Annotated in this window: 11 protein-coding genes and 1 pseudogene; all 12 read left to right on the top strand. The window is 39.5% G+C overall.

Annotated elements, in window-relative coordinates:
• Positions 1 to 637: hypothetical protein (locus QZ105_RS09155; protein WP_293729617.1), on the top strand; the 637-nt coding region annotated here is incomplete at its 5' end.
• A 17-nt stretch (positions 638 to 654) separates the two neighbouring features.
• Positions 655 to 1110, top strand: coding sequence for a hypothetical protein (locus tag QZ105_RS09160; RefSeq protein WP_293729618.1), 456 nt, complete (start codon positions 655 to 657; stop codon positions 1108 to 1110).
• Between the two features lie 139 nt (positions 1111 to 1249).
• Positions 1250 to 1366, top strand: a pseudogene (locus QZ105_RS09165) (IS1 family transposase); the annotation flags it as partial.
• 27 nt (positions 1367 to 1393) lie between these two features.
• Complete coding sequence (locus QZ105_RS09170; protein WP_293729627.1) at positions 1394 to 3505, top strand: hemagglutinin repeat-containing protein; 2112 nt, start codon at positions 1394 to 1396, stop codon at positions 3503 to 3505.
• 17 nt (positions 3506 to 3522) lie between these two features.
• Entirely contained in the window at positions 3523 to 3969 is a 447-nt protein-coding gene (locus QZ105_RS09175) for a hypothetical protein (RefSeq protein ID WP_293729619.1), read from the top strand.
• A gap of 282 nt (positions 3970 to 4251) precedes the next feature.
• Positions 4252 to 4854 carry a hypothetical protein gene (locus QZ105_RS09180; RefSeq protein WP_293729620.1) on the top strand — a complete coding sequence of 201 codons (603 nt, stop codon included), beginning with the start codon at positions 4252 to 4254 and terminating at the stop codon, positions 4852 to 4854.
• Between the two features lie 3 nt (positions 4855 to 4857).
• A complete protein-coding gene (locus tag QZ105_RS09185) occupies positions 4858 to 5292 on the top strand; it encodes a hypothetical protein (RefSeq protein WP_293729621.1) in 435 nt (144 codons plus the stop codon).
• The gene (locus tag QZ105_RS09190) at positions 5273 to 5752 is read left to right on the top strand and encodes a hypothetical protein (protein WP_293729622.1); all 480 of its coding nucleotides are present in this window, start codon (positions 5273 to 5275) and stop codon (positions 5750 to 5752) included. Before QZ105_RS09185 ends, QZ105_RS09190 begins: the two co-directional genes overlap by 20 nt.
• Positions 5753 to 5961: 209 nt before the next feature.
• The gene (locus QZ105_RS09195) at positions 5962 to 6921 is read left to right on the top strand and encodes a hypothetical protein (protein WP_293729623.1); all 960 of its coding nucleotides are present in this window, start codon (positions 5962 to 5964) and stop codon (positions 6919 to 6921) included.
• On the top strand, positions 6918 to 7418 hold the full coding sequence (locus QZ105_RS09200; protein WP_293729624.1) for a hypothetical protein: 501 nt from the start codon (positions 6918 to 6920) through the stop codon (positions 7416 to 7418). Before QZ105_RS09195 ends, QZ105_RS09200 begins: the two co-directional genes overlap by 4 nt.
• Positions 7419 to 7440: 22 nt before the next feature.
• The gene (locus tag QZ105_RS09205) at positions 7441 to 9312 is read left to right on the top strand and encodes a hemagglutinin repeat-containing protein (RefSeq protein ID WP_293729625.1); all 1872 of its coding nucleotides are present in this window, start codon (positions 7441 to 7443) and stop codon (positions 9310 to 9312) included.
• Between the two features lie 709 nt (positions 9313 to 10021).
• A partial coding sequence (locus tag QZ105_RS09210) for an aminotransferase class I/II-fold pyridoxal phosphate-dependent enzyme (protein WP_293729626.1) occupies positions 10022 to 10971 on the top strand: 950 nt, incomplete at its 3' end.

The raw sequence follows: 10971 nt of genomic DNA on the forward strand, positions 1-10971 counted from the left end.
GGATAAAGCCGTAGGTGGCAGCGGCAAGGTTGGCGGAGCTATAGCATCCAGTGCAACGAAGAATAATGACCTGTTGCTTAAACCAGATGAATTGGCTAATTTGGTATTTGATAATGGCAGGGCGGAGGAATTTTGTAAAGAACAAGGAATACCTGCAACGCAAGAAAATATTGATGCAATAAAATCATCGTTTATTAAATTTATTGAGAAAAATAGCGAGTCTGACGCTATTATTGTAACAGGAGGTTTTGGTACTGAATATAGTTATATATACGATTTAAAGTATAATGAACATTATTTGGCTGCTGGTGGTAGCATTGGACCTGATGGTATTAGTGGTTCCTTATCATTGGTAGCTGTAAAAATAATTGCTTCTGATTCTAGTGTAGATGTTAATGATGATAAAGTCAGAGAAGAAATTTTAACAGGAACAAGTGTAGGAGCTAATATTTATTTGGGAGTAGGTGGAGGAATATCGGTTCCTTTTAATTCTAAATATGCTGGCAAGGTTACACTAATTGTTAAGGGAATAGGGACGCCTCAAATTAGTATTTCTGGTTCCGAGACACAAACAGTGGAGGATAAAGCGCAGAATATATACAATGATTCAATGGATAATAAATATGGATTAGATTAGGAGTAAGTAATAGAATTATGAATATTTTGTTTGAATACATAAGGAAGCGTAAGAAAAATATCATTGTTATGCTCTTATTTCCTTTTATTGTCATCTTTTTACATAGATTTATCTATGGTGATGATATAAAAAAATCGGAAGAAGAGCTGCAGGCTTGTATTCCTACTTTTTGTGTTTATGGTTCCACTGTACCTCTAAATGAAGTGCTTATAGCGGCTGCTAGAAGTCCAGAACGGGCTTTGGCTTCACATGCTTTCTTTTTAACAAAAGATATGTCTGCAAAAGAAGTAAAGCAATATTATACTGAGCAATTGTTAAAATCTGGTTGGAAAGAAAGTAGGTATCAATTAGAAATAGATAGAAGAGATAATTTATGCACTGCAGATTATTTTTATTTTCAAAAAGGCGAGCATATATTTTTACTTAGATTTGCGCCCCCATTAGAAAAAAGAGAAAATAAAAATATATTATGAAGCACCAAAATACACTATCCATTTTGCTAAAAAAAAGTATTATATCGTACTGTTGACTTAAATGAGAATTGAGGCATAGTACCTTTCAATGGTATGATGTTTCTGCCAGAAAATAAATAACCAGAAAGGACTATGCCTCATGCAGAAAATTATAAGCTTAAGTTGCTCTCAATGCAACAATTCTCACAGTTTCTATAAATATGGCAAGGATAAATTTGGTAACCAGAAATTTTTATGCCGCTCTTGTAAGTATCAAGTGGAAGGCATAGCCAAGGGCCAGGGCGTGACCATTAACATCAGCATTGGCAGTACCAAAAGCAAGAGCGAAAGCGAAAGCAGCACAGTAATTGCGCAGGGCAGCAAGGTGCAGGCGGGCGGCGACGTTAATATTACGGCGACGGAAAGGGATATTAACATTAAGGGCAGCAATATAGAGGGCGAAAACGTAAGCTTGAACGCTAAGGAAAACCTTAATATAACTGCGTCTGAAAACACCAACGTAACAAAACAAGATTCTAAATCCAGCAGCGGCAGTATAGGAGTAACCGTTGGAACAGGCGGATTACAGGGTATTAACGCCGGATACAGCCAGTCGCAGGGCAATGTAAAAGAAAACAGCACGGCTTACAATGAAAGCTCTGTAACAGCCAATAAGGATTTGAGCTTTACCAGCGGCAACGATACCAATATTCAAGGCGGCAAGCTGAGCGGTGAAAAAGTAACCGGCAGCGTGGGCGGCGATTTGAATATTGAAAGCAAGCAGGACAGCAATAATTATACGGAGAAAAATACTGCCGGAGGCTTCGGACTGGAAATCAATTTGGATAATACTGCAAAAATTTCCGGCAGCGGCGTAACAGGCGGTGCAAGCAGCAACAACATCGACAGCAATTACAGCAGCGTAACGGAACAAAGCGGCATTTACGCAGGCGAAAAAGGCTTTGATATTCGTGTAGAGAAAAACACCGACCTCAAGGGCGGCGTAATAGCCAGCGAAGCGGAAGCGGAAAAGAATAAAATTTCAACCGGCACGCTGACGTGGGAGGATATTCATAATAAAGCTGAATATGAAGCCGGAAGTGTAGGTGTGAACGTAAATATAAATAACGGTGCGGACTATAACGAAAAGGGAGTAACGCCTAATATAGGTATGCCTGCTGGCGATGAGGCGGAAAGCACGACGAAAGCTGCTGTTGCCGAGGGTACGATTGAAATCAGGGATAAGGAGCAGCAGAAGCAGGACGTAAGCCAACTGAATAGGGATACGCAGAACAGTCTGAACAAGTTGGGAGAGATTTTTGACCTTGACGATGATGTTAAGGAAAAACAAGAATTTGCAGGCTTGTTCCAAGAAGCTGCCCACAGGGCTATTGGCGATTTGACAGGAAAAATCAGCAAAGAAGAAAAAGCAGCGCTGAACGCCTTTATCGACGGGCTGATAGCACAATGGACTAACGGCGATTTCTTGGCGGGAGCAAGCGGAACGGTGCTGCTGGAATCCATGCAGGGAGCTTTAAATGAAATAGATGACCCGGCTGTGAAGCAGATAGCGGCAGGAGTGCTGGGTGCTGTTGCAGGCGAAATTGTCAGTGGCAACACGCAGGCTGGCGCTTCGGGTGCGATTAGCACGGAGAAGTATAATCATTTAACGCATGAGCAGTATGAAAAAATGCTAAAGGCCCTTGCAGATGCTAACAATATCAGTGAAACTAAAAATATTTTTATCGAGAACAGCGAGCTTTCGCAGAAACAAGAAAAGGAGTGGTTTGAAGCTCATAAAAACGATGAAGCATTCTATAAAGATGAAAAGGGTAATGAATTATATGTTCCTGTTAATGTAGGGAAAGATATTTCTGGAAACGATGTCTATTTTTATCCAGGGCCAGGCGAGAGAAAGTTTACAGTAGATAAAAAGCTCGTAGGGACTGAATTTATGCAGGATAAAATAAATTCCTATGATTACAGTTCTTTGAAAGATGGTGAAATATATAGCGTATCTCAGAGTTTGTCTATTGGATTTAGCAGTGTAGCTATCAGTTTGTCCATAACAAATACAGGTGAAAAATATCAGGATATAAAAATTTTAGGAGGAGTTGATAAAAATATTTTAGAGAAAATAAGTAGTCTAACCTCTTTATCTTTTGGAATGGCTTATTCAGAAGGTAAGGCTATAGTGTATGATAGTCAAAACAATATTGTTAGTAATCCTGAAAAAATCAGAGATACTTTGACAGGAACTTCATTTGTAGCAGGAGGTACGATTTTCTCTGCTAATAAGAACGCAAGTTTTGCATCTAATGGCAATAGAGTTGTGAGTATCTCAGAATCTAATATTAGCACATCAGGAATGGGAGGAAATGCTGGTATTAGTATAGGTAGCTATTTAGGAAAATAAGTTAGGGGGGTTGAAGTATGTGGTTAAAAGTAGGCACGAGAGGCGATTATAGGGTTATTTATGTAATTGTAGCGTTTTATATTTTTTTGGAACTGCATAGTGCATATAATAGTTTATATAATTTGAATAATGGACCTGAAAAACAAAAGTTAATAGTTCGAGAAGTGGATATTGTGATGCCTATAACTGACGAAATTAGGCTGCAACGTACAAAAGTTACAGAACATATAGGAGGTAGTAGAGATTTTGAAGAAACTTTATTCACAGCTTTAAGTAAAGAAGAAGTATACCGTTTATTTAAAGAGAATGCCGAAAAAAATGCTTGGCAAGCTGTGGATAATGGTCAATATTTTGTTAAAGACAATATGAAGATGAGCTTTAAGTACGTTGATATTTCAGAGTATAATAACGCTAAACATTTAATAGGGAAAACTATTTTTAGAATTAGAGTGGAGATAAAATAATGAGTGAGCAAGTTTTGATTGTTATAACACTTTCTGCATTGGCTATACTTGTGCTTTTTGTAAAAAATGACATTATAAAGAAAAAATATTTTCAAATATGTTTTAACGTGTGCTTTTTTTGTTTTGAGTATTTTTGTTTTCGATATAATTACATGGAATTGGCGAATAATGGCATGTGCATATATGGAGGAATAATATTATTTTACTGTGTTAAGGAATGGATACATAAAAAATAAATTGCGCTTAATAAGCAGTAATAACAGCCTGAATAAGCTGAGCGAGATGTTTAAGGACGACCCGGCAATGCACCAGTGGGCCAGCGCGCTGATAGGCGGCGTAGTAGCTGAAATAGTTGCCAATAACGCGCAGGCAGGTGCAAGCACAGCGGCCAGCGGTACGAAGAATAATTTATTGTGGGAATATATTCCTGAATTTAGAAAATCTATTAAAGATGTTGATGTAAGTGATCTTCCTGAAGGATATTGTCGTATTTTAGCTTTTGGCGCTAGTATGGGTGAGGTAATATCTGGAGGCATATCAGATGCTGCTATAATATTTAATACACCGGGTAATGATGTGTACTCTAGCACTGATATTACTGGTAGTGCTGGATTTAGTACGCCAGTAAATATACAAGCTGGTGTAGGTTGGTTAGAAGATAGTTCTGGTAATGTTGTAACAGACCCTGATGTGATTCGCGAGCAAATGCAAGGATTTTCGTATACTGCTTCTGGAGTAGCTGGAGGCGGAATAGGAAATTATTTGAATGGAAAAGGTTATACATTCAAAGTAAAATTTATAAGTTCGTCTGTTTCATTTGTATGTGGTGGCTCTTATACGAAATATTTAGGGAAAAAGAATGATGTAGCTAACGGAGATTTTTAAATTATGATGATAGTAGTAACTGATTTTTTAAAATTACATTGGCAACGAAAAATACAAGTAATATTATTCTTGTTTGCTATATTCTTTTTTCTCAAAGAATATAATGATATATATTTAGAACAAAAAACTCCTTGTGAAATTGTAAGGATGTATAATGAAATGCCATTGCCAAAAACTGATGGAGCTATGATTTCTGTTCAAAATCATGGAAAGATGTCAGTGTTTGCTATTTCTTGGCAAGCAGATGATTTCGATAGACAATACGAAAAAGAGCTAAAGAAGTTTCTCCAGAGTAATGATTTTACACAAGATAAAACAAATAATTATAAATATTATAATAATACTAAAATTGTATCTATGAAAAGAGAAAATGGTAAGCTTATTGTAAGATTGAGTAATATTGTAAAAGGAGTCTTTGATGATAAAAATATTAAATAAATTTTTTAAAGAAAATAATCTAGACATATCTAATTGTTGGATAAAATTTATAATAGGTTGTTTTGTCGGAACCATACTTATAGTATTATATTTTTCGTTGCTCTTTCCCATTCTCTTAAACTTGCAAAATAATTCTATTTCACGGCAACAAGAAACAACATTAATGTATTTAATACATTCTGTTTATAAAAATGACAGCAATATTACATATTTTAATATGTTTCCGATAATAGGTGGGAATAGAATATTTGTCGTAAAAGCAGATAACGACAATCTGTCGGAAAAATTTAAGAATTTAGATTGGAAAGTTGCAGATATAAATAATAAAAAATATCAGGCTGTACAGAAAGAATATGTAGCTGTATTTACAGAAGAAAAAGACGGCGTTTTGATTGTAGGATGCAAGGATAACTTGTGGAGTGATTTTTGGTATAGTATATATGAAAAATATTATTTTTAAAATATGTATTTTGCCTAAATTAATCCAAATAAAATACATGAAACAAGTCAATGCTTTTTGGAAATTAACTAGGCATATTTGTTAATATTAAGTTTTTCTTCTTCCCTTCGCAAAACGCGATGGGAAAAGAATGTTCGCTTTAATTCTCTGCTGTAAATTTATCTGTATTATTGCATTGCCGTCAAAGGGAAGGAGGCTCGCGGGGTTAAATGAATATAAGAATGTATAGTTCGCCGTTTAATAACGCGGGCCGTCTGACGCTGAACGCGCAAGGAACGGTGGAAAACATCGGCACAATTAAGGCCGACGGCACGGTGGCTCTGCGCGGTGAAAACCTGCTGAATAGAGGCGGGATTTCCGCAGAAAATATTACGGCCGAAGCAGATGAAACCATAAGCAACAGCGGCAGTATGCGGGCGAAAATCGACGCCATACTGCGCGGCGAGAATATTGTAAGCGAAACTGACAATGAAACTAAGTTGATTTTTAGTGACAACGAAGAGGTTTCTAAGCAACAGGAAAAAGCTTGGTTTGAAAAGCATAAAAAAGATACACCTACATACATAGATGAAAATAACAATGAATTTTATATTCCAGTAAACGTAGGTGTAGATGCGTCTGGCAATGAAGTATATTTAGTTCCTGGTGCTAAAGGCGGAAAAATTATTGTTGATAGTAAGATAATAGTGCCTAGCTATATGCAGGCGCAAATTAATAGGTTCGATACAACTTCATTAAGAGATGGAGAGTTTTATTCTGTATCAACTAATTTGGGGCTTGCCGGTGCTTCAATAGCAATAACAGTAGCCGTAAATCAATATAATGATATATTTCAAACCATTGAATTCGGATATGGCGTTAATATGCAAACATTTGATTTGAGTAAATTAAGTAATCTGTTAGCAAAATCTTCGGCTAGTTGGAATGAAAGTATTGGTAAAGTAACCGACAGACATAATCAGGTAATTATAAATAGGCAAGAATTAATAGATACAATGACAGGAGTGGGTATAGGATTCGTTGGGAATATATTAAATAGTGTTAGAGGTGGCTCTCTGTCTTCTAATGGTAATATAGTTCAAACGATAGGTAGCAATTTATCTTCAGATGGTTTTGCATTAAATGGCAGTATAACTATAAGTTCTTACGTAGGAGATAGGAAAAAATGAGAGGAGTGGGTAGGAATAGATTAGTAAAACTTTACTGGAGAGGGAATAAATTTAGTGTAGCTTTTACCATAATAATAGTTCTAATAATTGTCATATACTCGGTATATGGAAAGATTGATTTTGAGATAGGTAAAAATGAATATTTTTTACGTAATGAATTGAATGCCGTTGAATATGCTGATGATTTAATAAGTAAAGAAATAATTAGTGATTTTGATGGGAAAAAAATAGAAGTAAGAAAATCTATTTGGCTAGAAAGCAGTCGTAGAGAATATATAAAAAACTATTTAGTACCGTCAGTATTGATAAGTACTAATATTTCTTCTAAAGACAAAAAAGAAATATTAAAAATATATGATTCGTCTCTTGCTGAAAATGGTTGGCATAAAATCGTTGACAATAAATATCAAAAAAGAAATCTTATTTTGTCTATAACTTTTTTGGAAAATGATAAGAATAATAAGTGTCACTGGAAAGTAGAAGTTTATACTAATTAGGGGGTACTGATTTTAAAACATTATGATACGTATAACTAGGGGCGGCAATTTAATTATAGTTACTAATGGCGATATAGATAACAGCGGCGTTATCAGCGCGGCGAATATTTATAACCAGAACGGGGGGCTGGCCTACGGCTCGCTGCTCAACGCGGCGGGCAGCCTGACCAGCGGGCTTTTGAGTGGAGGAGGATTTGGCTTTACCATTGGCAAGGAAAAACAGCGGGACGAATACGCTAACCAAAACAGCGAGCAGATTGGCAGCACAGTCAGCAGCGTTACTGTGGGCGGCAGCAAGGCCAAGGGCGAAGTGGACGCCAACAGCACGGCTTACAATGAAAGCTCCGTAACAGCTAATAAGGATTTAAGCTTTACCAGCGGCAGCGATACGAATATTCAAGGCGGCAAGCTGAGCGGCGAAAAGGTAAGCGGCAGCGTGGGCGGCGATTTGAATATTGCAAGCAAGCAGGACCGCAATAATTATACGGAGAAAAATACCAGCGGCGGCTTTGGGTTGGAAATCAATCTGGACAGCAGCGCCAAAATTTCTGGCAGCGGCGTAACGAGCAGCGTGGGCACGAGCAATATTGACAGCCAGTACAGCAGCGTAACGGAGCAAAGCGGCATTTACGCAGGCGAAGAAGGCTTTGATATTTATGTAGGCAGCAATACGGATTTGAAAGGCGGCGTAATTGCCAGCGAAGCGGAAGCAGAAAAGAATAAAATTTCTACCGGTACGCTGACGTGGGAGAATATTCACAATAAAGCTGAGTACGAAGCCGGCGGTATAGGCGCAAATGTGAATATCGATAACGGAGCTGATTATAACGAAAAAGGCGTAACGCCGAATATCGGTATGCCTGCTGCGGACGAAGCGGAAAGCACGACGAAAGCCGCCATTGCCGAGGGTACGATTGAAATCAGGGATAAAGAGCAGCAGAAGCAGGACGTAAGCCAACTGAATCGCGATACGCAGAACAGCCTGAATAAGCTGGGCGAAATCTTCAACAAGAAATCTATTGAAGAACGACAAGAGCTGATAGGATTGTTTGGAGAGATAGCGTATAATCAAATTCATGATATGAAGGATTTGACAGCGGTACAGAAAACCTTGCTGCATGGACTTGTCGGCGGCATTATGAGCAAGCTGGCAGGGAAAGATATGCTTACGGGCATCAGCGCGGCGGCAATCAATAAAATGTTGATTGAAGAAATAAGGAAAGCGGCGCAGGACGACCCGGCGGCAATGCAGTGGATAAGCGCAGCTTTAGGAACAATAGTGGATAAAGCCGTAAGTGGAAGTGGCGAAGTTGGCGGAGCTATAGCATCCAGCGCAACGAAGAATAATGATTTAGACCAAGAACTGGCAACAGAATTTGGACATATACCAAAAACAGAGACAGAAGTAATGGAAGGAGGTGAACAGAACTTAGACAGCGAGTATGCAGATACATTTGATGATTTTGCTCAAGCTATATTTGGTAATACAATAGATACAACTAAAGATAAAGCATTACAAGAAATGGTATCGAAAAATTTCCCGGACTATATTATGATAGAATCTTATCCCGGTAGTAGTAAAACTTTCAAGATTTATTATAATAGTGGAGGTAAGATGGTATCATCGGTTTTGAAAGAAGTACCACTTATTTCTGGTGGTTCGCTATTTATAAAATTAAGTAATGATTTTATAGATAATCAAGATATAAAATGGGAAAAAGAAGTTGGAAAATTTGCAATCAGTAATGCATCAGGTAAACTAATGGAAAGCGTTATTGCTGGACCAACAGGAATAGTTATTGGTGTAGTTGCAGGTGGCGTAGTAGAGGTAACAGTAGATAAGATTTGGGACAGAATATCTGTCTTTAGTAAAGGTGGTGTTCCTCTTGACTGATTTGTTGATAGATATTTTTATAGATACATTGTTACTTGGATTTACTGCCTTTTCTATTAAAATTGGTTTTAAAAAATCTAAATATAGTATATTTCAAGGGAGATTATACATTATATTAGTTGTAATAATACTTAGAATAATCTATTTGGTGTATAAAGTCATAGAAGGTTTGTTGCGAATATAAAATGGTTTCCCCTCGCAAAACGCGATAGGAAAAAATGTTCGCTTTAATTCTATGCCGTAAGTTTATCTGTATTATTGTATTGCCGTAAAAGGGAAGGAGGCTCGCGGGGTTAAATGAATATAAGAATGTATAGTTCGCCGTTTAATGACGCTGGCCGTTATATCTTGGTGAAGCAGACCGAGGCGGCGGGGACGGTGTTCTTGTCCAAAACCGGAATTTATTTTATAGTATAAAAAGCTTTAATAACTAACAAGCAGTAAACGGCAGCGTGTAAAGTGCGCCGCGATTATTTCGTCAGGTTTATCAGCTGCAGGCGAAATTCAGCAGTACCAATCCGAGTACAGATTTTACGGTAACCGGAGGTACTGTTTTTTGTTTTTCAAAGAAGAGGTAAGAATTAAATTTTTTAACATAGGGCTAATTTGTTCTTAACGGCTGCGGCGGTATTTTTTATTTGTGCTAAAATGATGGGTATGATAAAATATTAAGATATAGCGGCGCATAATAGTGCGCCTGGAGGCCGAAATGAATTTTTACAAAGACGACGCGGGTATGCCGTTGGTAAACGCCATGCTGCGTTATAAATATGAAAACGTGTATCCGCTGCACACGCCCGGCCATAAGGGCGGGCGCGGTATGGAAAGGCTGCTGCGGCAGGAGCTGGGCGGCGGCGCGGCCATGGACGTTTCTTTGATGAGCGAGCTGGACGATATTCACGAGCCTGTCAGCTATATTAAAGAAGCGCAGGCTTTGGCTGCCCAAACCTACGGCAGCGACGCCTGCTTTTGGGCGGTCAACGGCACCAGTCAGGCGATTCACGCTATGCTGATGACAGCGCTGCAGCCGGGCGAAAGGCTGCTGCTGCCGCGCAACGCGCACCGCAGCGTGGCCGGCGGTTTGATTTTGGGCGGTATCGAGGCCGTTTATCTGCAGCCGGAATTTAACGCGGCCTTCGGCTTACAAATGCAGGTGACGCCGGAGGCGGTGGAGCGTGCTTTAGTTAAGGATAAGGAGATTAAAGCCGTTTTGCTGACGACGCCCAATTATTACGGCGTAGCGGCGCGCACGGCGGAAATTGCTGCGGTATGTCACGCGCATGGCGCGGTTTTATTAGTGGACGAGGCCCACGGGCCGCACCTGGGCTTCAGCGATTTGCTGCCGCCTTCGGCTTTGCAGAGCGGCGCCGACGCCTGCGCCCAAAGCACGCATAAAATTTTGGGCGCGATGACCCAGTGCAGTATGCTGCATGTGCAGGGCGAGCGGCTTGACTTGCAGCGGGCCGCCGACGTGATGAGCGTGCTGACGACCACCAGTCCTAATTATTTGCTGATGGCCAGCCTGGACGCGGCGCGCACGCAGGTGCAGGCTTACGGCAGGCAAATGGCGGAGACCGCTGTGGCGGCGGCGCAGAAGCTGCGGCGTTTGTGCGCGGCGCACGCGGGCCTGCGCGTTTTGGAGGAAGCCGATTGCGGCGG

Source organism: uncultured Phascolarctobacterium sp., assembly GCF_905212365.1.
Classification (GTDB): Bacteria; Bacillota; Negativicutes; order Acidaminococcales; family Acidaminococcaceae; genus Phascolarctobacterium_A.

What these genes read in the sequence shown, in the direction of transcription:
- QZ105_RS09195 (WP_293729623.1), top strand. Translation starts at nt 5,962, where the DNA reads ATGAATATAAGAATGTATAGTTCGCCGTTTAATAACGCGGGCCGTCTG.
- QZ105_RS09180 (WP_293729620.1), top strand. Translation starts at nt 4,252, where the DNA reads ATGTTTAAGGACGACCCGGCAATGCACCAGTGGGCCAGCGCGCTGATA.
- QZ105_RS09190 (WP_293729622.1), top strand. Translation starts at nt 5,273, where the DNA reads ATGATAAAAATATTAAATAAATTTTTTAAAGAAAATAATCTAGACATA.
- QZ105_RS09160 (WP_293729618.1), top strand. Translation starts at nt 655, where the DNA reads ATGAATATTTTGTTTGAATACATAAGGAAGCGTAAGAAAAATATCATT.
- QZ105_RS09185 (WP_293729621.1), top strand. Translation starts at nt 4,858, where the DNA reads ATGATGATAGTAGTAACTGATTTTTTAAAATTACATTGGCAACGAAAA.
- QZ105_RS09205 (WP_293729625.1), top strand. Translation starts at nt 7,441, where the DNA reads ATGATACGTATAACTAGGGGCGGCAATTTAATTATAGTTACTAATGGC.
- QZ105_RS09175 (WP_293729619.1), top strand. Translation starts at nt 3,523, where the DNA reads ATGTGGTTAAAAGTAGGCACGAGAGGCGATTATAGGGTTATTTATGTA.
- QZ105_RS09200 (WP_293729624.1), top strand. Translation starts at nt 6,918, where the DNA reads ATGAGAGGAGTGGGTAGGAATAGATTAGTAAAACTTTACTGGAGAGGG.